Source organism: Ancylobacter sp. VNQ12 (assembly GCF_049445835.1).
In the GTDB taxonomy this organism is placed as follows: domain Bacteria; phylum Pseudomonadota; class Alphaproteobacteria; order Rhizobiales; family Xanthobacteraceae; genus Ancylobacter.
This window is the reverse complement of the sequence record NZ_JBMSDU010000014.1, coordinates 17,923-39,140: the sequence shown is the minus strand read 5'-3', so window position 1 is coordinate 39,140 and position 21,218 is coordinate 17,923. Positions and strand designations below refer to the sequence as shown.

Below are 21,218 nucleotides of genomic sequence, written 5' to 3'. Positions count from 1 at the left end.
CCCTCACGCCGCATCCGCCGGCGCGTCGGCGGCGATGGCGGCGAGAATGGCGGGGACGGTGACGTCGTCGCCGGTGAGCCGCGCGACATGGGCGCGGTCGCGCAGCACGATCACCTCGTCGGCATAGGTGACGATCTCGTCGAGTTCCGACGACACCACCAGCAGCGCCATGCCCTCCGCGCACAGATCGCGGATCAGCCGGATGATCTCGGCATGGGCGCCGACATCGATGCCGCGCGTCGGCTCGTCGAGGATCAAGAGGCGCGGCGACGTGGCGAGCCAGCGCGCCAGCAGCGCCTTCTGCTGGTTGCCGCCGGACAAGAGGCCGATGGGCCGCTCCGGATCGGGCGGGCGAATGTCGAGCAGGCGGATGAACCTGGCCGCGATCGCGTCCTGCTCGCGGCGCGACAGCGGGGCCAGCGCGCCGCGCTGCGCCTGCAACGCCAGCACGATGTTCTCGCGCACGGTGAGGTCGGCGATGATGCCTTCGGTCTTGCGCTCCTCCGGGCAATAGCCGAAGCCCAGCCGCATGGCCTCGCGCGGCGAGCCGATGGCGACCGTCCGGCCATTGGCCTGCGCGGTGCCGCAATCGGCCTGTTCCGCGCCGAAGACGAGGCGCACCGTCTCGGTGCGGCCGGAGCCGAGCAGGCCGGCGAGCCCGACGACATGGCCGGCGCGCAGGGTGAGGTCGAAGGGCGCGACATAGCCGGCCTTGCCGAAGCCCTCGAAAACGGCGACCGGCGCACCCTCCTCCGCCGTCGTGCGCGGCGGGCGCGTCGCCGTCGCCTCGCTCAGTTCGCGGCCGAGCATCAGCCGCACCAGTTCGAGGCGCGGCAGTTCACCGATGGGCGCGGTGCCAGCGAGGCGGCCATTGCGCAGCACAGTGATGCGATCGCAGATCGCATAGACCTGGTCGAGGAAATGCGTGACGAAGACGATGCCGATGCCGCGCCCCTTCAGCTGCCGCATCACCTGGAACAGCACCTCGACCTCGTGCGCGTCGAGGCTGGCGGTGGGCTCGTCGAGGATGAGGATGCGCGCGGACTGGTCGACGGCGCGGGCGATGGCGACGATGTGCTGGATGGCGACCGAATAGCTCTCCAGCGGCGCGCTCACGTCTATCGCGAGGCCGAACTCCGCCAGCAGCGCCTCGGCACGCCGGCGCATCTCGCGCTCGCGCACCAGGCCGAACCGCGTCGGCTGGCGGCCGAGAAACAGGTTCTGCGCCACCGAGAGGTTCGGCGCGAGATTCACTTCCTGGTAGACGGTGGCCATGCCGGCCTTCAGCGCCTCTTCCGCCGAGCGCGGCGCGATCTCCTGGCCGTCGAGCCGCATCGTGCCGGCGTCGCGCGTCACCACGCCGGTCATGGCCTTGATGAGGGTGGACTTGCCCGCGCCGTTCTCGCCGAGCAGGGCATGGATCTCGCCGGAATGCAGGGTGAAGTCCACCCGATCCAGCGCCACGAAGCCGGCAAAGGACTTGCAGAAGCCGTCGAGCTTCAGGATCGGATGCCGGTCGGCAGCAGGCGGGGGAAGCGGGTCGATGGAGAGCATTGCGGCCTCGGAAGCGGCGGGGCGGCCGTAGCGAGCCGGCAGAGGAGCGCCGGCTCGCACGGACGGAGCGGATACCGCGGAGCAAACTCCGCGGCAGGCCGGCTCAGTAGCCGAGGTCCTTCTTCGCGTCGTAGATCGCCTTCGGGTTGTCGGCCTGGGTGTAGAGCCTGGATTCCGTCTGGATCCACTTCGGCGGCACCGTGCCCTTGGTCTTGTAGGCAATGATGGCATCGAAGGCGGGGCCGGCCATGTTGGGCGTCAGCTCGACGGTGGCATTGGCCTCGCCGGCCGCCATCGCCTTGAAGATGTCCGGCACGGCATCGATGGAGACGGTCAGCACCTCGGTGCCCGGCTTGAGTCCGGCTTCCTTCATCGCCTGGATCGCGCCGACCATCATGTCGTCATTATGGGCGTAGACCGCGCAGATATTCTTGCCGCCGCCCTCCGCCTTGATGAAGCTCTCCATCACTTCCTTGCCCTTGGCGCGGGTGAAGTCGCCGGTCTGGCTGCGGACGATCTTGACGTTGGCGTGGCCGGCGATGCCGTCCTCGAAGCCCTTCTTGCGATTGGTGGCGACGCTGGCGCCGACCGTGCCCTGCAATTCGACCACGTTGCACGGCTTGGCGCCGACGGTCTTCACCAGCCACTCGCCGGCGACCTTGCCCTCATGCACGCTGTCGGAGGTGACGGCGGTCAGATAGAGGTTCTTGCCGGCGGGATCGATGTCGCGATCGAGCAGCACGACCGGGATCTTGGCTTCCCCGGCCTCCTTCAGCACCGAATCCCAGCCGGTGGATACAACCGGCGCGAGGAAGATCGCGTCCACGCCCTGGGCGATGAAGGAGCGGATCGCCTTGATCTGGTTCTCCTGCTTCTGCTGGGCGTCGGCGATCTTGAAATTGATGTTCCGCTTCTTGGCCTCGGCCTTGGAAACGGTGGTTTCCGCCGCGCGCCAGCCCGATTCCGAGCCGATCTGCGAGAAGCCGATGGTGAGTTCCGCAGCATAGGCGCCTGCGGAGAACAGCGTGCCGGAGACGGCGGTCGCGAGCAGCAAAGCCCTGAAATTCATTGGCGTTTCTCCCGTTGGCATGGCCGTCGCGCCACTTCGGGTCGCTTGCCGGCCGGGAATCTATGCCACAGTCCACGGGTTCTGAATAGTCATACTGTTTGACTTTTCAGGCACCCCTCGAACGCTGGCACCGAGCGCCACCTTTGCGTGCACGACCTGAGCGCCTCGATGACCTGGCCATGAATGGTTGGGGAATGCGCCTTCGCTGGCGCGCGCCGCGACGAGCGATTTCCCGCTTGCCCGGGCGGGCTTTTCGCCCTTCGATAATGCGGGCCGGCCAGGATCTGAGGCGCATCGCCGGGCAGTCCGCCAATGCGTGCGCTTGCGAAAAGCCTCCGTGCAAAATCGAAAGAGAGGACTTTCGCTCATTCCCGCGCCGTGCACTAGGATTGGGCAGCCGCGAGGACCAACTCGCGAAAGGAGCGTTGAAATGAGCCGTTTCCGCCTGAAACCCGTTCTGTTCGCCGCGCTGATTCTAGGTGCCGCCAGCCTGCCCGCCGCGGCGGACATGGTCTATAACCGCGGCAATTCCGCCGATCCGGAATCGCTCGATCCTCACAAGACCTCGACGATCTACGAGGCGCATATCCTGCGCGATCTGTTCGAGGGGCTGGTGATGCCGGACGCCACGTCGAACCTCATTCCCGGCGCAGCGGAGAGCTGGAGCGTGTCGCCCGACGGCAAGGTCTACACCTTCAAGTTGCGTGCAGACGGCAAATGGTCGAATGGCGAGCCAGTGACGGCGGAGGACTTCGTCTATTCCTTCCGACGCCTCGAGGACCCGGCGACCGGCGCCGAATATGCCTCCATGCTCTACGTCATCAAGAATGGCGAGGAGGTGAATACCGGCAAGGCGAAGCCCGAGGAACTCGGCGTGCGTGCGCTCGATCCGAAGACGCTCGAAATCACCCTGAAGGCGCCGACCCCCTACTTCCTGGAGATGCTGACCCACCAGTCGACCTATCCGGTGAACAAGGCGTCCATGGAGGCACTCGGCGCCGACTGGATCAAACCCGGCAAGCTGGTCTCCAATGGAGCCTTCACGCTGGCCGAATTCATTCCCAACGATCACATCAAGCTGGCTAAGAACCCGCAATTCCATGCCGCCGGCGAGGTGAAGCTCGACGCGGTGAACTACGTTCCGACCGAGGATCGCTCCACCGCCATCAAGCGCTACGAGGCCGGCGAACTCGATTCCAATGACGACTTGCCGACCGAGCAGCTGGCCGACCTCAAGAAGAAGTTCGGCGACCAGGTGAAGGTCGGGCCGTATCTCGGCACCTATTACTACGCCGTCAAGACCGACAAGGCGCCGTGGAACAACCCGAAGCTGCGCCGCGCCGTCTCCATGCTGATCGACCGCGACTTCCTCGCCGACAAGGTGTGGCAGAACTCCATGCTGCCGGCCTATTCCATGGTGCCGCCCGGCATTGACGGCTACACGCCGGCCGAGGCCGACTACGCCAGGATGTCTCAGTTCGACCGCGAGGACGAGGCGAAGAAGATCCTGGCCGACCTCGGCTACGGCCCGGGCAAGCCGCTGAAGCTGGAGATCCGCTACAACACCTCGGAGAACCACAAGAACACCGCGGTGGCGATCCAGGAGCAGCTCAAGCCCTTCGGCATCGAGGTGTCGCTTATCAACACCGACACCAAGACCCATTACGGCCTGCTGGAGCAGAAGGGCGACTATGACTATGCCCGCGCCGGCTGGATCGCCGACTACAAGGACCCGGAATCCTTCCTCGGCATCTCGCGCAAGTCGAGCGGCAACAACTACTCGAACTTCGACAATCTCTCCTTCGAGAAGCTGATGGACGAGGCGGCGGCGGCCGGTGGCGATCCCGCGGCGCGGATGAAGAAGCTGGCCGAGGCGGAAGCCGTGCTGGTCGGCGAACTCGGCAACATGCCGCTGCTCTATTACAGCTATCACAGCATCGTCTCGCCCAAGCTCAAGGGCTGGCAGGCGAATGTCATGGACATCCACCCCTCGCGCTTCATCAGCAAGTAGGCGATGCCGGCGGCGCCGTGGCGCGTCGCCGGTCCCGCCTCCCGGCACGAGGACGAATCCAGTGTTACGCTATGTCCTGCGGCGGCTCCTGACCGCCATTCCGACGTTGTTTCTCATCGTCACCCTCTCCTTCTTCCTGCTGCGCGTCGCCCCCGGCGGGCCGTTCAGCCAGGAGCGCGGGCTGAGCCCGGAGGTGCGGGCCAATCTCGAGCGCGTCTACCAGCTCGATGCCCCGCTGTGGCGGCAATATCTGAGCTATCTCGCCGATCTCCTGCACGGCAATTTCGGCCCCAGCTACAACCTGCCGGACTTCACGGTGGCGGACCTGTTCCGGGTCGGCCTGCCGGTGTCGGTCCAGCTCGGCGCCTCGGCGCTGATCCTGGCGCTGCTGCTCGGCTCGGTGCTCGGCATCGTCGCCGCGCTGCGGCAGAACAAGGGCGCCGACTACGCCGTGGTGGCGCTGGCCACCGCCGGCTCGACCATCCCGACCTTCGTCATCGCCCCGCTCTACCAGCTGGTGTTCGCCCTCACGCTCGCCTGGGTGCCGGTCGCCGGCTGGGGCGGCGGCGCGCTGATCAACAAGATCGGCCCGGTGCTCACCCTCGCTTTGCCGCAGATCGCCATCGTCGCCCGGCTGATGCGCGGGGCGATGATCGAGGCGCTGCGCGCCAACCACATCCGCACGGCCCGCGCGCTCGGGCTCGGCAGCTGGTCGGTGGTGGTGAAGCACGCTTTGCGCGGGGCGCTGCTGCCGATCATCTCCTATGCCGGCCCCGCCGCCGCGGCGCTGCTGACCGGCTCGGTGGTGGTGGAGACCGTCTTCGCCATACCCGGCGTCGGCCGCTACTTCGTCGATGCGGCGCTGAACCGCGACTACACGCTGGTGATGGGCACCGTGGTGGTGATCGCGGTCTTCGTCATCGTGTTCAATCTGATCGTCGATCTCGCCTATGCGCTGGTCGATCCGCGGGTGCGCTATGACTGACATCTCCCTCTCCCAGTCGGCCGCCGCCCCGGCCAAGGGCCGCTCGCTGTGGACCGATGCCTGGCGGCGCCTCACCGCCAACCGCGCCGCCGTGGTGAGCGCCGTCTGTCTGCTGGTGATGGCGCTCGCCTGCCTCATCGGCCCGCACTTCACCGGGCACGACTACACCACCATCTATACCGACTATGTCCGGGTGCCGCCGCGTTTCGCCCCCTATCCCGGTCCCAATGAGATCGCCGCCGCGCTGGACGATGTGACCAAGCGCATGCGCGTCGACCTCGCCTCCTGGCAGGAGGAGGACGGCCGCGTGACCGCCACTCTCCGCTCCACCCGCCCGATCGACCCGCGCGTGACCCGCTATTTCGACCGCTCGTCGAGCTTCGAGGACACGCGGGTCGAGAACACGGCGGCGGACGGGCTCGGCATGACGGTGAGCACGATGGTGGCGAAGCGCTACTTCCTGTTCGGCACCGACAATACCGGGCGCGACCTGCTCACCCGCACGCTCATCGCCGGCCGGGTGTCGCTCGCCATCGGCCTGCTCGCCGGGCTCACCGCCGTGCTGATCGGGGTGATCTACGGCGCCACCGCCGGTTATCTCGGCGGGCGGGTCGACGACGTGATGATGCGCATCGTCGACGTGCTCTATTCACTGCCCTTCATCTTCCTCGTCATCATGCTGGTGGTGTTCTTCGGCCGCAACTTCGTGCTGATGTTCGTCGCGGTGGGCGCGGTGCAATGGCTGGACATGGCGCGCATCGTGCGTGGCCAGGCGCTGTCCATCCGCCGGCAGGAATATGTGCAGGCGGCGCTGGCGCTCGGCGTTTCCCCGGCCGGCATATTGTGGCGGCACGTGGTGCCCAACACGCTGGGCCCGGTGGCGGTGTATATGACGCTGCTGGTGCCGCAGGTCATCCTGCTGGAGAGTTTCCTGTCCTATCTCGGCCTCGGCGTGCAGGAGCCGCTGACCAGCTGGGGCGTGCTGATCGCGCAAGGGGCGAAGAACATTCCCTCCGCCAACTGGCTGCTGATCTTCCCCTCGCTCTTCCTCACCTCGACCCTGTTCGCGCTGAACTTCCTCGGCGATGGCCTGCGCGATGCGCTCGACCCGAAGGACCGCTGAGATGGCCTCCGAGACCACCCTCCTCCTCGACGTCGCCGACCTCGATGTCCGCTTCGACACGCCGGACGGCGAGGTGCACGCGGTGCGCGGCCTCCGCCTCGCCCTGAAGGCCGGCGAGACGCTCGCCGTGGTCGGCGAATCCGGCTCCGGCAAGAGCCAGACCATGATGGCGGCCATGGGCCTGCTGGCCAAGAACGGCCGGGCCACCGGCAGCGTGCGCTATCGCGGCCGGGAGATCCTCGGCCTCACCTCCCGCGCGCTCGACGAGGTGCGCGGCGCCAAGATCGGCATGATCTTCCAGGAGCCGATGACCTCGCTCGACCCGCTCTACACCATCGGCAACCAGCTGGCCGAACCGCTGGCCCGCCATAGGCGCATGAATGCGCGGCAGGCGCGGGCGCGGGCGGTGGAACTGCTCACCATGGTCGGCATTCCCGACCCGGAGCGCCGGCTTGCCGCCTATCCGCACGAGCTCTCCGGCGGCCAGCGCCAGCGGGTGATGATCGCCATGGCGCTCGCCGCCGAGCCGGACGTGCTGATCGCCGACGAGCCCACCACCGCGCTCGACGTCACCGTTCAGGCGCAGATCATCGATCTGCTGCGTGCGCTTCAGCAGCGCTTCGGCATGGGCATCGTGTTCATCACCCATGATCTCGGCCTCGCCCGCCATTTCGCCGACCGCGTCATGGTGATGCGCTACGGACAGGTGGTGGAGGAAGGCCCGGTCGCCGAGGTGCTGACGGCGCCGCGGCACGATTACACCCGCCTGCTGCTCGCGGCCGAACCCACTGGCAGCAAGGCGGCGCCGCCCGACGACGCGCCGGTCGTGCTCGACGCCAGGGGCGTCGACGTCACCTTCCGCATCGGCGGCGGGCTGCTCGCCGGCCCCCCGCTGGAAATCCACGCCGTCGACAAGGTCAGCCTCACGCTGAAGCAGGGCCAGACCATTGGCATCGTCGGGGAATCGGGCTCGGGCAAGTCGACGCTCGGCCGGGCGCTGATCCGCCTCATCGACGCCGGCGGCGACATCCGCCTGCTCGGCCAGCCGACCGCCGGTCTCGATGCAGCCGGCCTGCGGACGCTGCGCCGCCGGGTGCAGATCGTGTTCCAGGACCCCTATGGCTCGCTCTCCCCGCGCATGACGGTGGGCGAGATCGTCAGCGAGGGATTGCGCGTCCACGAGCCCGGCCTCGACGGGCGCGCCCGCGAGCGGGCGGTCGTCAAGGCGCTGGAGGATGTCAGCCTCGATCCCAGCTTGCGCAACCGCTACCCGCACGAATTCTCCGGCGGCCAGCGCCAGCGCATCGCCATCGCCCGCGCCATCATCCTCAAGCCGAAGGTGCTGGTGCTGGACGAGCCGACCTCGGCGCTCGACCGTTCGGTGCAGAAGGACATTGTCGAGTTGCTGCGCCGGCTTCAGGCCGAGCACGGCCTGTCCTATCTGTTCATCAGCCACGACCTCTCGGTGGTGCGGGCGCTGTCGGACTGGATCATGGTGATGCGGCGCGGCGGGCTCGTGGAGGCCGGCCCGACCGAGCGGGTCTTCCGCGCGCCGGAGGCGACCTATACGCGCGAATTGATCGCCGCCGCCTTCGGCCTGCCGGACCCCGCCATCGACCCGCGCCGCCGCGCCTGACCTCGTCCTGGGCTAGATCTTCCCTTCGAGCCCCATCTGGTAATAGCGGTGGGTGATCTTGTCCTGGTTCTCCAGCAGCCAGTCGATCGAGGGCTCGCAGGTCATCGCCTTGCGGATCGCCTCGGTCGTCGCCCGGCGGTGCAGCTCGAACAGGATCTTGTGGTCGAGCTTGTCGTCGGTCGCCACCGAAGGGTTGAGCCAGACCGAGCAGATGATGCCCAGCTCGTTGGCCTGTTCCTTCGGGATGTAGCCGGCCCGCACCGCGTCGAGCACGCCATTGGCGATGGCGAACTGCACCGTGCCCATCAGGATGCTGGTGTAGCGGTTGTCATCCACCGTCACCTTGGAAACGCACAGCGTGACAGGGCGCACCATGATGTCGGTGTTGAGCAGCGCGAACACCTTGGTGTGGCCGGCGACCTGCGCGCCGGTGAGCGTCGCCAGTGCGGTGCCGACCGGCCCGTCAAGCGCGCCGATCACCACTTCGGGCTCGGCCGCCGTGCCGGGCGGGCCACCGGCGACAAGCGCTTCACCCGTGCGCAGAATGATGCGGTCCGTCATTGTGATCTTCCTCTTTCTCGAAAAGGCGCGGGGTCAAGGCGCGACGCGGCGCTGGAACAGCTGGAGATAATTACCCGCGGGATCGACGACCGTCACGGTGCAGCCGTGGTCGCCCATGTCGCGGGAGGCGACGATGCGGACGCCGGCGCCGGCGAGTTCCTGCTGACGGGCATCGAGATCGGGCACCTCGAACACCGCGACCGCGCCGGCCGCGCCCTCGGGAAATTCCGCCGGCGAGCCGACAGCGAAATTCACCCCGCCGGCATCGTACTGCACCCAGCGCTCGCCATCGGCGAATTTGGGGGCGAGGCCCAGCACCTGCTCGTAGAAATGACGGCTTGCCGCCATGTCGCCGGCGCGGACATAGACATTCTGCAGTCTCTTCACAGTCATGACCGTGTTTCCTCCCCCCGGCACCGACGGCGTCTGCCCGCTCGATCCTTCAGACGTGTCGTGATTGTTGTCAGCCGGTCGCGGCGAACGCACCGGCGCGGTAGAGCAGCGCCGCGCGCTGCGGCGAGACGGTCGTGGCGGTGACGGCGCCGAGAAACACCGTGTGCGTGCCGGCATCGATCGCCTGGAGCAGCTGGCAATCGAAGGCCGCAATGGCATCGGCCAGCACGGGCGCGCCGGTCGCCAGCGCGCCCCATTCGCCTTGCGCGAAACGCTCCGCGCCGCGCGCCCCGTCCCGGCCGGCGAATCGTTCGGCCAGAGGCAGATGCTCGGCGGCGATCACGTTGACGCAGAAGCTGCCGCTTTCCGTTATCGCCGCGTGCCCCTCCGCGCTGCGGTTGACGCAGACCAGAAGCGTCGGCGGTTCGGCCGACACCGAACACACCGCCGTGGCGGTCAGGCCACGACGCCCGTGCTCCCGCCCGGCGGTGATGATGGTGACACCGGCGGCAAGCTCGCGCATCGCGGCGCGGAAATCGGCCGCACCGGACGCGCCTTGCGCCACGGCCGGGGCATCATTGGGCGAAGGACCGGCATGTGAGGGCATCATGCGTCATATCCGAGATAGGCACTGCGCACCCGCGGGTGGGTAATGAGGTCGGGGCCGTTGCCGGTGAGGGTGATCTCGCCGGATTCCAGCACGAAGGCGCGGTCGGCGATCTCCAGCGCGCTATAGGCATTCTGCTCCACCAGCAGCACCGTGACGCCCTCCTCATTGACCCGGCGCACCGCGTCGATGACCAGATCGACGATCTGCGGCGCCAGCCCCATGGTCGGCTCGTCGAGCAGCAGCACCTTGGGCGCGGCCATCAGGGCGCGGCCCATCGCCACCATCTGCTGCTCGCCACCCGACAGCGTGCCGGCAAGCTGCCGGTAGCGCTCGCGCAGGCGCGGAAACAGCTCCAGCACATGATCGAGATCATGCTTGCGCGCGGCATGGTCGCTGCGGGCATACCCGCCGATCTCGAGATTTTCCGCCACGCTCATGCGGCCGAACAGCCGCCGCCCTTCGGGCACCTGCGACAGCCCGTGGCGGACCCGCTCATGCGGCGGCAGGGCGGTGATGTCCTCGCCGCCGAGCACGATGGAGCCCGCGCGCACGTCGCGCAGGCCGCACAGCGCGTTGAGGATCGTCGTCTTGCCGGCGCCGTTGGCGCCGATGATGGTGGCGATCTCGCCCGCTTCCACGGTGAAGCTCACCGCGCGCACGGCGGCGATCTCGCCATAGGCGACGGTGAGGTCGGAGACGTCCAGCGCCTTGCTCATGCGATCCCGGCCTCCATCTGGCGTTGCGGCTCGCTCTCGGCGACGGGGGCCGCCACCCGCCCGCTGCGGCGGCCGAGATAGGCCTCGATCACCCGCTCGTCGGCCTGGATCTCGGCCGGCGTGCCCTCGGTGAGGACGGCGCCGCGATTGAACACGGTGATGCGCTCGGCCACCGCCATGACGACGCGCATGTGGTGCTCGATCAGCACCACGGTGACGCCAAGCTCGGCGCGGATGCGCTCGATCAACTCGACAAGCGCGCGGCCCTCGGCGGGGTTCATGCCGGCCGCCGGCTCGTCGAGCATCAGGATACGCGGCCCTCCGACCAGCGCGCGGGCGATCTCCAGCCGGCGCTGGTCGCCATAGGGCATGTGACGGGCGAGGTCGCCGGCACGCTGCGGGATGCCGACAAAGGCGAGATACTCCCGCGCCCGTTCGCGCGCCTCCGCCTCCTCGCGGCGGAAACGCCCGCTGCCGGCGATCGCCTCCCAGAAGGTGGCGTGCAGCCGGCGATGCTGGCCGACCAGCACATTCTCCAGCGCCGTCATGTTCGGGAACAGCCGGACGTTCTGGTAGGTGCGCGCCACGCCGTGCCGCGCCACCACATGCGCCGGCAGCCCGTCTATGCGTTCGCCAGCGAGGAAGATCGTGCCGGCGGTGGGCTGCACAAAGGCGGTGATGCAGTTGAAGGCAGTGGTCTTGCCGGCGCCGTTCGGCCCGATGATGGCGTGCACGCTGCCTTCCGCGACGCGGAGATCGACGTTCTGGATGGCGATCATGCCGCCGAACGCCTTCTTCAGCCCGCGTACCTCCAGCAGAGCCGCCCGCACGGGGTTTTTCGGGAGGACCTCACGCATGGGCGCTCTCCTTCGTCCGGGTCGTTGCCGGCCACAGGCCCTCGGCCCGCACATGCATCATCGCCACCAGCGCGATGCCGTAGAACAGATAGCGGAACTCGCCGAACTCGCGCAGCAACTCCGGCAGGCCGATCAGCACGATGGCGCCGACCAGCACGCCGGGCAGCGAGCCGAGGCCGCCGATAACCAGGATCGCCAGCACGTTGATCGAGACCAGCAGCTGGAACGAATGCGGGTAGACCGAACCGACCAGCGCCGCGAACACCGCGCCCGCCGCGCCGGCGAACGCTGCACCGATCGTGTAGGCGAGCAGTTTCGACGCGACGGGGTCGATGCCCAGCGCCTGCGCCACGTCCTCGTCCTCGCGCATGGCGAGCCAGGCCCGGCCGATGCGGGCGTGTTGCAGCCGCCAGGAAATGAAGGCGACCACGCCGGCCAGCGCCAGAGCGAGGTAATAGAGCGCGGCCGGCGATTGCAGCGAGATGCCGAGGATGCGGGGATGATCGATCTCGATGATGCCCTGCGAGCCCCCGAGATAGGGCGCCAGCGCATCCGACAGCACCAGCACGCGGATGATCTCGCCGAGGCCCAGCGTCGCCATGGCGAGATAGTCGCCGCGCACCCGCAGCACCGGCAGGCCGAACAGCATGCCGGCACAAGCGGCGAGCACCACCGCGACCGGCAGCGCCACCCAGAACGACACGTCGACAATGGCCAGCGGACCGGACGAGCACATCAGCGCCACGGTGTAGGCGCCGACCGCGAAGAAGGCGACGAAGCCGAGATCGACCAGCCCGGCCAGACCCAGCTCGATGTTCAGCCCCATGCCCATCAACATGTAGAGCGCGACCAGCATGGCGACCTGGGCGACGAAATCGTTGGTGACCAGCGGCAGCACGAGCACGCCGATCAGCAGCAGGGCAAGCCCGGCCTTCGAGGAGCGCGCGCGGCGCGCCGGATTGTGCCCGGCATTCCAGCGGTCGCGCAGCAGGGCAAAGATCCCACCCGCCACCAGCAGCAGCAGAGCCGGCACGCGGTTGAGCCCGCCCGAGCCGAACACGTCGGCCTCCGGTCCGTTGAGGTCCGGCACATTGTCCAGCACGCTGACGAAGACGTCGCGGAACAGCCCGGCGATGAGGACGGCGGCAAAACCATAGGTCAACGCCCGGCGGTAGCGGGTTGGCATGGCCGCGAACACGCCGCCGATCACGCCGAGAAGGGCGCCGAGGGCGGGCAGCTGCGCCAGCGCCTGTAGCGAGCCGAGCGGCGCGCCGAGGCTCAGCGCCTTGACCAGCATCGGGCTCGCCGCCACCAGCGTGGCGCGCAGGCTGACCGACGCCATGAGCAGCATGAGCGCCGACACGCACAATCCGGCCGTGAGCCCGGCCAGCGCGCCATGCAGAACGACGCGGGTGCCCGACGGGCTGCCCTGCGTATCCCGGCCGGCGACATAGCCGGCGGCGATGGCCATCAGCGCATAGGCGATCTGCGACAGCGTCAGCGTATCCTCGACCACATGGCGCTTGTCCATCGCCACATAGGCGCCGATCAGCGCGAAGCCGATCGCTGCGACGCCGGCGAGGGCGCCGATCTGAACGGTCTCGGCCAGCGGGGATTTCCGCCGCCGCGCGACCTTGAAGGAGCTGGTCACCGTGTTGAAGGACATGTGTCAGGCCCGCTTCGAGGCGAGTCGCTCGCCGAGCAACCCCTGTGGACGGAAGATCAGGATCATCACCAGCATGCCGTAGCCGATCACGTCCTTGAGCTGGTAGGGCGCGGGCAGGCCGAAGCCTTCCAGCACCAGCGCCGGACCGAGCGCCTCGGCCAGCCCCAGCACCAGTCCGCCGAGCAGCGCGCCGCCGAGATTGCCGATGCCGCCGAGAATGGCCGCCGCGAAGCCTTTGATGCCGAGGGCGAAGCCCATGAACACGGTGATCTGCTTGAACACCAGCGCGTAGAGCACGCCGGCGACCCCGGCCATGGCGCCGCCGATGGCGAAAGTGGCGACGATGACGGCGCCGACATTGATGCCGACCAGCGCCGCCGCGTCACGGTCTTCCGCCACCGCCCGCATCGCCTTGCCCAGCGGGCTCAGCTTCACCAGTGCCAAGAGGCCGGCCAGCACGATAAGCGCGGCCACAAAAGCGACGATCTGCGGGATCGGCACGATCAGTCCGAACAGGCTGACGGTGCCCTCCATCCAGCCAAAGCCCGGATAGGCGCGGTTACGCGTGCCGAACAGGCCGCGCGCGGCATATTGCAGGACGAAGGACATGCCGATGGCGCAGATCAGCGGCGCCAGCGAGCGCACATGCAGGAAGGGCCGGTAGGCGATGCGCTCGATGATGAGCGACATCGCCGCGCCGCCCGCCATGCCGGCGGCGAGCACCAGCGGCAGCGCCAGCAGCGGCAGGGCGTTCAGCAGCCCCACATCGTTCAGCGCCCCCGCCGCGAACAGCCCGGCGAAAGACCCGATCATCATCACGTCGCCATGGGCGAAGTTGATCATGCGCAGGATGCCGTAGACCATGGTGTAGCCGAGCGCGATCAGCGCGTAGATGCTGCCGATGGTGAGGCCGAACATCGTGAAGGACACGAAGTCGGCGGCGGAGTAGGTGCCGGCGGTGAGACCGCCGGCCAGACCCACCAGGACGAGAGCCGCGACACCGATCCGTATGGCGAGAAGCACATGATCGACCCAGGTCGACCGGCGCAGCCATTCGGAGAATGCCCCCGGCTCCGTCGCGGAGCGCGGGATATCGCTCACGGAAAGATCCGCTTCGGGTTGGTGCCGGGCGCGAAGGAGGACTGGTCGTCGCTGGTGAACTCCCAGATCGCGTAGGTCGCCGCGCCGCAATCGCCATGGACGTCGCAGCTCAGCGCGCCGGTGAGGCCGGGCAGCGCCTTGGTCGCCATCATCGCGTCGTGCAGCGCCTTGCGGCCGATATAGAGGTTGCCTTCCGCGTCGGTCTTGCCGACCTCCTTGATGGCCGCCATGGTCAGCAGCGCCGCGTCATAGCCATAAGCGCTGAAGCCGCCGATCGGCGCCTCGCCATATTCCGCGGTGAAGTTCTTCACGAACACCGGGAAACGCTCGGAGAACAGGTCGGTCGAAGGGCCGACGATGTGGAAGCCGATGATCTTGGGGCCGACCGCCTCGATCACATTGGCGCTGAACACGCCTTCGCCGCCGATCACCTTGGTGCCCGCGAGCCCGGCCACTTCGTCCTTCTGGCGCATCAGGAAGCCGACGGTGGAGGTGAAGACCGGGGTGAAGATGAGTTCCGGCTTCTTGGTGGCGATGCGGGTGAGCACCGGGCGCAGGTCGGTGTCGGTCGGGGAGACGGCCTCGCTGGCGACGATGGTGCCGCCCTTGGCGGTGAAGTCCTTCTCGAAGGCCCGCACCAGCTGCTCGGTATAGGGGCTGCCGTCATGGATGGTGGCGGCGGTCTTCACGCCGAGCTTGTCATAGGCGTAACTGGCGGTGAACGCGGCGCTCTTGAGGTCGTTCGGCACGACGCGCAGGAAGCCCTTGAAGCCGTCCGGGCGGTCGGCGGCGGTCAGCGCCGGCGCGGTGGCGCCGATCGCCACGCTGGGAATGCCGAGCTTCCACAGGATGGGCGCGCCCGCACGGGCACCCGAGGAGCAGCTCGGGCCGAGCACGGCAACGATCTGCTTGTTGCCCGCCAGCTTGGTGGCGGCGGTCTGGCCGCCTTCGGCGGTGCACTGGGCGTCCTCGCCGAGCAGCTTCACCGGGAAGCCGAGCACCTTGCCGCCGGCGTCCTTGATGGCGATCTCGGCGCCGCGCAGCTCGTCGATGCCCTGGTTGGTGTCGCCGCCGGACTGCGAGGAATAGCCGCCGATCAGGATCGGCTGGCCCTTGGCGACCTTCACCACCCCAAGCGGGTCGGTGACGGGGCCGAGCGTTTCCGCCCGGCTGCCGGATGCGCCAAGCAGCACCGCGGCTAGCGTCGCCGCGGAGAAAAGTACCCTATTCATCTTCGTCCATCCTCTGGTTAGGCGCGCGACCTTTTGCCGGCCGCGTCGTTCGAAAGATCGGTTGGGGCGGGACCTTTCCGGGGCGGCGCCCCGGAATACTGGACTGTCACTCGGCCGCGACCGGGACAGGTTTTCCGATGGCCGACAGGGCCCCGACCTCGCGCTCGACCAGCGGCAGCACTTCGGCGCCGAAGCGCTCCAGCGCGCGCCGCGCGCGGGCGACCGGCATGTCGCCGAACTGGAAGAAGCAGTTGTAGTGCTGCGGGTTGAGCCGACGGATCTCCTGCACCAGCCGCTCCGCCACATGGTGGGGGTCGCCGATCAGCAGATTGTCGCGGAAGGTCTCCAGTGGCGGCTCGTCGGGAATGGGGGCCGCCTCGACGAAGGAACCGTCGAGCGTCAGCACATTGCTGCGCAGGCCATGCACCATGCGCCCGACATAACGGGCGCGCTCGGCCGCCTCCAGCGCTTCGCTCGCGCTGTCGGTGACGTGAATGTACTGCTGCAGCGCCACCGGCATGGTGGGGCCGTCGAGCCCGCCCTGCACCCAGGAGGCGCGCACCTGCTCGGCGATGCCGAACAGCGCGTCGGAACCGCGCCAGCCGGCGGTGATGAACGGCACGCCGCCCCATTTCGACAGCGCCTTCAGGATCGGCGGGTGCGGCGAGGTGCAATAGACCGGCGGCATGGGCTGCTGCACCGGGCGCACGGTGATGGCGGTTTCCGGCACGGTGATGTGCTTGCCCTCGAAGGCGACGCGGCCTTCCGCGAGCACCTGCTCGACCACCGACCAGTATTCGAGGAAGATTTCGGTCTTCTTCGCGACGTCGGCGCCGTAGCGCTCGAACTCATAGGCCTGATAACCGGTGCCCACGCCAAGCACCGCACGCCCGCCGCTGAGCTGGTCGAGCAGGCCGATTTCCTGCGCCACCCGCAGCGGGTGATAGAGCGGCAGCACCACCACGCCGGCACCGAGCCGAATGCGGCTGGTATGAGCCGCCATATGCGCCGCCACCATCAGCGGCGACACGCTGACCGAGTAATTGGTGAAGTGATGCTCGGCAAACCAGGCGATGTCGAAGCCGATATCTTCGGCCAGCTTCACCATGCTGCGCGTATCGTCGATGACGCCCGCGACACCGCCGGGGTTGTCGCGCAGGCCCATCAGGTTGAATATGCCGAAATGCATTTTGATACTCTGATTTTCAGGTAGAAGACGAAAGATCAGGCGATGAAGTAGCCGCCGCTGATCGCGACAGTCTCGCCGACCATGTATCTGTTCTTTTCCGAGACCAGGAAGATCACCACATCGGCGACATCTTCCGGCTCCGCCGCACGCCCGAGCGCGGTCTGCGCCGCGAGTTCCGGCAGGAAGCCGGCAGCGCGCGCCTTCTCGGTGGCGATGCCGGCCGGGGCGACGCCGTTGATGAGGATGTTGTCGGGTGCCACCGCGAGACCCATGCTCTTGGTGAGGCTGACCACCGCGGCCTTCATCGCCGCGTAATGCGCGTTCTTCGGATGCGCCTTCAGCGCGTCGATCGAGGCGATGTTGACGATGCGCCCGCCGCCTTGCGCCTGCATGTGGGCGATGGCCGCCACCGAGACGTTGTAGAGCCCGCGCACATTGACTGAGAAGCTGAAGTCCCAGTCGGCGTCGGTGATCTCCAGGATCGGGCGGCGCGGATAGACGCCGGCGCAGTTGATCAGGCCATGGATGCGCCCGGCCTTCTCGATCGCCGCGTCGACTAGCGCCCTGGCGCTGTCGCGGGTGGTGATGTCGCCGATCACCGAGAAGGCCTTGCCGCCCTTCGCCGTGATCTCGTCGATCACCGTCTGCGCGCTCTCCTGATTGATCTCGATAATGGCCACCTGCGCGCCGGCATCGGCGAGACCGAGACAGATGGCGCGGCCGAGGCCGCTGCCGCCACCGGTGACGATAATGGTTTGACCCTGCATGGAGGCTCCGATCTCTGGAAAGGTGGTGCCACCGCTTGAGGCACGACGGCGTTGTTGAGGCCGAGTGTTCCCGACCGGCGGTACCGATCACAAACGATCAATTCTCATGCAACGATAAGGAAAGCCGCTGCTGGCGCGGGCCCGAAAGCCGCGCTTGGCCAAGCATAAGAAGAGCTAATTTGCGGCGGTCCGGCGCTGTTCATATGCTTCGAAATGAAGAGCGCCATGTCGGCGATGACAGGCATGCGTACAGTGACAGGCCTGCGACGGACCATGGGGCATGCGCCGGGATGCGCGTTCCGGGACGAGTTCCGTCGCAACGGGAGGACCGCAATGACAAAACTCGGCCTCTTCAACCTCATGGGCCTGTACGACCGGAACACCTCGCCCGCCTCGGTGCTGCGCACCACGGTCGACACGGTGAAGATGGCGGAGGATTTTGGCTTCGACGTCGCCTGGTTCGCCGAGCATCATTTCACCAACCATTCGATCTGCCCGTCCTCCCTGGTGATGGTGGCCCATTGCGCGGCGGAAACCACCCATATCCGCCTCGGCCCGGCCGTGCTGGCGCTGCCGTTCTACGAGCCGCTGCGGCTGGTGCAGGAGGCCGCCTTCGCCGATCTGCTGACGCGCGGCCGGCTGATACTGGGGCTCGGCTGCGGCTATCAGCCCTATGAATTCGACCGCTTCCGCGTCGATCCGAACTATCGCTACCAGAAGATGCTGGAGACCTGGGACATACTGGAACAGGGCCTGACCAGCGGCGTGGTGGAGTATTCCGGCCAGTTCCACCGTATCCCGCGCACCGAGCTGTCGATGCGCCCGTTCGGGCTGGCGATGCCGGAAGTCTTCGTGGCCAGCAGCCACCCGGAAATCCTCGCGCGCATGGCGACGCGCGGCCACACCCCGTTCATGAGCTTCGGCCATCGCGGGCTGAAGGCGGCGCAGGCGTTTCGCGACGTGATCGCCGAACGCTGGGAGGCCGGCGGCGGCGACACCTCCCACATGCCGCTGGCGGTGCAGCGCTATGTCTATGTCACCGACGATCCCGACGAGGCCCGCCACGCCGCGCAATGCGTGCGCGATCTCGCCCGCGCCGCCGTGCCGCTCTCCACCGCCCAGCCCAGCAAGGACGGCCCGTTCCTGCGGCTGATGCCGCTCAATGACGAGCCGCCGCTGGACGACTTCCTCGACAATGCGGTGATCGGCTCGGCGAGCTATTGCGCCGACAAGCTGGCTGAGGAACTGGACAGCCTGAAACCGACGCATCTGTCCTGCTTCATGGGCTTTGCCGGCATCGGCCGCCGCGAGACCCTGGCCTCGTTGGAGCGCTTCGGCTGCGATGTGATCCCGCGGCTCGACGGCCTGATCGAGCTCCGGGACATCGGCCTGCAGGATGCCGCATGAGATGAGTAAGCCCACGGACGAGCCTCTCGTGAACGAAGCCGCGGTCATGGTGTCCGAGGCTGTCGCCCCGCGCGTTCCCCCGTCCGATCCGCGCCCGCTCCGCCGGGCGGCCCGGCTGCCGCCGCTCAACCTGTTCCGCGTGTTCGACGCTGCCGCGCGCAACGGCAACTTCACCACCGCCGCCGAGGAGCTCTGCGTCACCCAGTCGGCAGTCAGCCAGCAGATCCGCCAGCTCGAGGAATTGCTGGAAGTGCGGCTGTTCCGGCGCATGCCACGCCGCGTGGAGCTGACGCGCGAAGGCACCGCGCTCGCCAGCGCGGTCGGCGAATCCATGGCGCTGCTGGTGCGCGCCTGCGAGCGCATCGCCGATCCCAAGGCGCCCGTGGTGCTATGCGTCAACGCGCCTCCCGCCATCGCCTCGCGCTGGCTGGTGTCGCGGTTGAAGCGCTTCATGCAGCTGTATCCGCAGTTCAAGGTCACCCTGCTCGCCTCCAACGATCCCGTCGATTTCGATCGCCAGGACATCGATGTCGCCATACGCTGGGGCCATGGCGACTGGCCCAATGCGCGCATCGAGCTATTGGCGCCCGACCGGCTGTTCCCGGTGTGCAGCCCGGCGCTGCTGCGCGAGGGGCCGCCGCTCTTGGTGCCGAGCGACATCATCCGCCACACGCTGCTTCAGGTGGTGAATGGCAGCTTCTGGGGCAGCTGGTTCGGCGCCGCCGGAGCCGGAGGCATGGCGTTCGACGAGACGCTCTATTTCAACGATGCGGGGCTGATGCTCGACGCCGCCGTGCAGGGCCAGGGCGTCGCGCTCGCCAGCCGGTTGCTGGCGGAAAGCGACCTCAAGGCCGGGCGGCTGGTGCGCCCGTTCGATCTGGAGATCGAGACCGGCGCCGGCTTCCATGTGCTGACCAGCCCGGATTTCTCGGAAAAGCCGGCCGTGGCCGAGTTCCGCCGCTGGATCGGCCTCGAAGGACGCGAAAGCGCCTGACGCGCGCCCGCCCCTTCTTTCTCCCCCCTTGTTCAGACTTCATCAGGAGTACAGCCATGTTGCGTCTCGGTTTCGTCGGTACGGGCACGCTTGTCAGCGCGGTGATCGACGGCCTTCACGCGACCCATGGCGACCGCTGCACCATTCTGCTGTCGCCGCGCTCCAAGGAGACGTCGGAAGCGCTTGCCGCGCGCTATGCCAATGTCGAGCGGGCGGAGAGCAGCGCGGCGGTGGTCGAGGGCAGCGATGTGGTGTTTCTCGGCATGCGGCCCAACCAGCTCGACGAGGCCACTGCGGGCCTGCCCTTCCGCCCCGACCAGACCGTGGTCAGCTTCCTCGCCGGCGTGCCGCATGCGCTGGTCAGCGAGAAGGTGCGGCCGGCGGGACATGTGGTGCGGGTCAATCCGCTGCCGCCGATCCGCCTGCGCAAGGGCCCGGTGGTGATCTACCCCGCCAACGCAATCGTGGAGGATCTGTTCGGCGGGCTCGGCGACCTCATCGTCGCCGGCAAGGAAAGCGATCTGGCGGCGATCGCCAATGGCAGCGCGATGATGTCCTCGCACTACGCCCTGCAGAACAGCATCATCGACTGGCTGGTCTCGCGCGACATGGCGCCCGAGACCGCCACCCACTATGTGCGCTCCATGTTCGCCGGCCTCGCCGCCGTCGGCCTCGACGCCTTTGCGAAGGGCGAGGCGGTCGACCCCGCCCATCACGAGACCAGGGGCGGGCTGAACGAGCGCGGGCGACGCTATCTCACGGAAATCGGCTGGTTCGACGAGGTCGGCCGTGCCCTCGACGTGATCGAGGGTCACGTCCTGCTGGCAAGCTCCAGGCGCTGACGCCGGCCGTCTTCCCGTCTCCGACCGCCATAACGGCCCCGCTAATCGACCGGACGCGGCCGGCGCTCGTCGTCGATGGCGACGAAGGTGAACGTCGCCTCCGTCACCTTGATCATCTCCTCGCTCTCGCGCTTGCGGCGCCAGGCCTCGATGCGGATGCGCAGCGAGGTGCGTCCGGTGGCGATCACCGTGCCATAGAAGCTGACCTCGTCGCCGACCAGCACCGGGCTGAGAAAGCTCATCGCCTCGACCGCCACCGTCGCCGCGCGCCCCTTGGCCCGGCGGGTCGCGACGTTGCCGGCCGCCAGATCCATATGCGCCATCAGCCAGCCACCGAAGATGTCGCCGGCCGGATTGGTGTCCGCCGGCATGGCGATGGTCCGGATGACCGGACTGTCCGAGGGCGGGTTTCTGTTCTCGTCGTCGGCGCGCTTCGTCATCGGTCGTCCTTGTTCCAGCGGAGCGAACTTCGCCGATCCTCGCGCCGAGCACCACCCCGCAGGAC

The 21,218-nt window shown here is 67.9% G+C and carries 20 protein-coding genes; 7 read left to right on the top strand and 13 right to left on the bottom strand.

The features are described from left to right. Window positions 1-3 precede the first annotated feature (3 nt). Window positions 4-1,554: a sugar ABC transporter ATP-binding protein gene (locus ACO2RV_RS17405; RefSeq protein ID WP_423295254.1), complete on the bottom strand. Its 1,551-nt coding sequence runs from the start codon at window positions 1,552-1,554 to the stop codon at window positions 4-6. A 103-nt stretch (window positions 1,555-1,657) separates the two neighbouring features. Next, the gene (gene ytfQ, locus ACO2RV_RS17400) at window positions 1,658-2,623 is read right to left on the bottom strand and encodes a galactofuranose ABC transporter, galactofuranose-binding protein YtfQ (protein ID WP_423295251.1); all 966 of its coding nucleotides are present in this window, start codon (window positions 2,621-2,623) and stop codon (window positions 1,658-1,660) included. Between the two features lie 430 nt (window positions 2,624-3,053). Between ytfQ and ACO2RV_RS17395 the strand changes: the two genes are divergently transcribed. The 4 genes from ACO2RV_RS17395 (at window position 3,054) to ACO2RV_RS17380 (ending at window position 8,378) form a co-directional block, all read left to right on the top strand. Then, the gene (locus ACO2RV_RS17395) at window positions 3,054-4,634 is read left to right on the top strand and encodes a peptide ABC transporter substrate-binding protein (protein ID WP_423295249.1); all 1,581 of its coding nucleotides are present in this window, start codon (window positions 3,054-3,056) and stop codon (window positions 4,632-4,634) included. A 61-nt stretch (window positions 4,635-4,695) separates the two neighbouring features. After that, on the top strand, window positions 4,696-5,619 hold the full coding sequence (locus tag ACO2RV_RS17390; protein WP_423295247.1) for an ABC transporter permease subunit: 924 nt from the start codon (window positions 4,696-4,698) through the stop codon (window positions 5,617-5,619). Next, window positions 5,612-6,742 (top strand): ABC transporter permease, encoded by a 1,131-nt coding sequence (locus ACO2RV_RS17385; RefSeq protein WP_423295245.1) that lies wholly within the window; start codon window positions 5,612-5,614, stop codon window positions 6,740-6,742. Before ACO2RV_RS17390 ends, ACO2RV_RS17385 begins: the two co-directional genes overlap by 8 nt. A 1-nt stretch (window position 6,743) precedes the next feature. After that, window positions 6,744-8,378 (top strand): ABC transporter ATP-binding protein, encoded by a 1,635-nt coding sequence (locus ACO2RV_RS17380; protein WP_423295242.1) that lies wholly within the window; start codon window positions 6,744-6,746, stop codon window positions 8,376-8,378. Between the two features lie 12 nt (window positions 8,379-8,390). Here ACO2RV_RS17380 and ACO2RV_RS17375 read toward each other — a convergent pair whose 3' ends face one another. The 10 genes from ACO2RV_RS17375 to ACO2RV_RS17330 form a co-directional block, all read right to left on the bottom strand. Continuing rightward, on the bottom strand, window positions 8,391-8,939 hold the full coding sequence (locus tag ACO2RV_RS17375) for a formaldehyde-activating enzyme (RefSeq protein ID WP_423295239.1): 549 nt from the start codon (window positions 8,937-8,939) through the stop codon (window positions 8,391-8,393). A 33-nt stretch (window positions 8,940-8,972) separates the two neighbouring features. After that, window positions 8,973-9,332, bottom strand: a complete 360-nt coding sequence (locus ACO2RV_RS17370; protein ID WP_423295237.1) for a VOC family protein — start codon at window positions 9,330-9,332, stop codon at window positions 8,973-8,975. Window positions 9,333-9,402: 70 nt separating this feature from the next. Continuing rightward, complete coding sequence (locus tag ACO2RV_RS17365) at window positions 9,403-9,942, bottom strand: flavin reductase family protein (RefSeq protein ID WP_423295235.1); 540 nt, start codon at window positions 9,940-9,942, stop codon at window positions 9,403-9,405. Further along, window positions 9,939-10,658, bottom strand: a complete 720-nt coding sequence (locus ACO2RV_RS17360; RefSeq protein WP_423295233.1) for an ABC transporter ATP-binding protein — start codon at window positions 10,656-10,658, stop codon at window positions 9,939-9,941. The genes ACO2RV_RS17365 and ACO2RV_RS17360 overlap by 4 nt, the downstream gene beginning before the upstream one ends. Beyond that, a complete protein-coding gene (locus tag ACO2RV_RS17355) occupies window positions 10,655-11,488 on the bottom strand; it encodes an ABC transporter ATP-binding protein (RefSeq protein WP_423295437.1) in 834 nt (277 codons plus the stop codon). The genes ACO2RV_RS17360 and ACO2RV_RS17355 overlap by 4 nt, the downstream gene beginning before the upstream one ends. A 19-nt stretch (window positions 11,489-11,507) precedes the next feature. After that, the gene (locus ACO2RV_RS17350) at window positions 11,508-13,181 is read right to left on the bottom strand and encodes a branched-chain amino acid ABC transporter permease (RefSeq protein ID WP_423295231.1); all 1,674 of its coding nucleotides are present in this window, start codon (window positions 13,179-13,181) and stop codon (window positions 11,508-11,510) included. Between the two features lie 3 nt (window positions 13,182-13,184). Beyond that, on the bottom strand, window positions 13,185-14,282 hold the full coding sequence (locus tag ACO2RV_RS17345) for a branched-chain amino acid ABC transporter permease (RefSeq protein WP_423295229.1): 1,098 nt from the start codon (window positions 14,280-14,282) through the stop codon (window positions 13,185-13,187). Further along, entirely contained in the window at window positions 14,279-15,514 is a 1,236-nt protein-coding gene (locus ACO2RV_RS17340; RefSeq protein ID WP_423295227.1) for a branched-chain amino acid ABC transporter substrate-binding protein, read from the bottom strand. The genes ACO2RV_RS17345 and ACO2RV_RS17340 overlap by 4 nt, the downstream gene beginning before the upstream one ends. A gap of 106 nt (window positions 15,515-15,620) precedes the next feature. Further along, a complete protein-coding gene (locus ACO2RV_RS17335; protein ID WP_423295225.1) occupies window positions 15,621-16,703 on the bottom strand; it encodes an LLM class flavin-dependent oxidoreductase in 1,083 nt (360 codons plus the stop codon). A gap of 35 nt (window positions 16,704-16,738) precedes the next feature. Next, window positions 16,739-17,470: an SDR family NAD(P)-dependent oxidoreductase gene (locus tag ACO2RV_RS17330; protein ID WP_423295223.1), complete on the bottom strand. Its 732-nt coding sequence runs from the start codon at window positions 17,468-17,470 to the stop codon at window positions 16,739-16,741. A gap of 333 nt (window positions 17,471-17,803) precedes the next feature. Here ACO2RV_RS17330 and ACO2RV_RS17325 point away from each other — a divergent pair, with 333 nt between their 5' ends. From ACO2RV_RS17325 to ACO2RV_RS17315, 3 genes are read left to right on the top strand one after another with little or no spacing between them, the layout of a single operon-like run. Beyond that, the gene (locus ACO2RV_RS17325) at window positions 17,804-18,877 is read left to right on the top strand and encodes an LLM class flavin-dependent oxidoreductase (RefSeq protein WP_423295221.1); all 1,074 of its coding nucleotides are present in this window, start codon (window positions 17,804-17,806) and stop codon (window positions 18,875-18,877) included. A 1-nt stretch (window position 18,878) separates the two neighbouring features. Then, on the top strand, window positions 18,879-19,871 hold the full coding sequence (gene gcvA, locus ACO2RV_RS17320) for a transcriptional regulator GcvA (RefSeq protein ID WP_423295219.1): 993 nt from the start codon (window positions 18,879-18,881) through the stop codon (window positions 19,869-19,871). A 56-nt stretch (window positions 19,872-19,927) separates the two neighbouring features. Continuing rightward, window positions 19,928-20,713, top strand: coding sequence for an NAD(P)-binding domain-containing protein (locus ACO2RV_RS17315; protein ID WP_423295217.1), 786 nt, complete (start codon window positions 19,928-19,930; stop codon window positions 20,711-20,713). Between the two features lie 41 nt (window positions 20,714-20,754). Here the strand turns inward: ACO2RV_RS17315 and ACO2RV_RS17310 are convergent, their stop codons facing one another. Further along, the gene (locus ACO2RV_RS17310) at window positions 20,755-21,153 is read right to left on the bottom strand and encodes an acyl-CoA thioesterase (RefSeq protein ID WP_423295215.1); all 399 of its coding nucleotides are present in this window, start codon (window positions 21,151-21,153) and stop codon (window positions 20,755-20,757) included. Window positions 21,154-21,218: the final 65 nt, after the last annotated feature.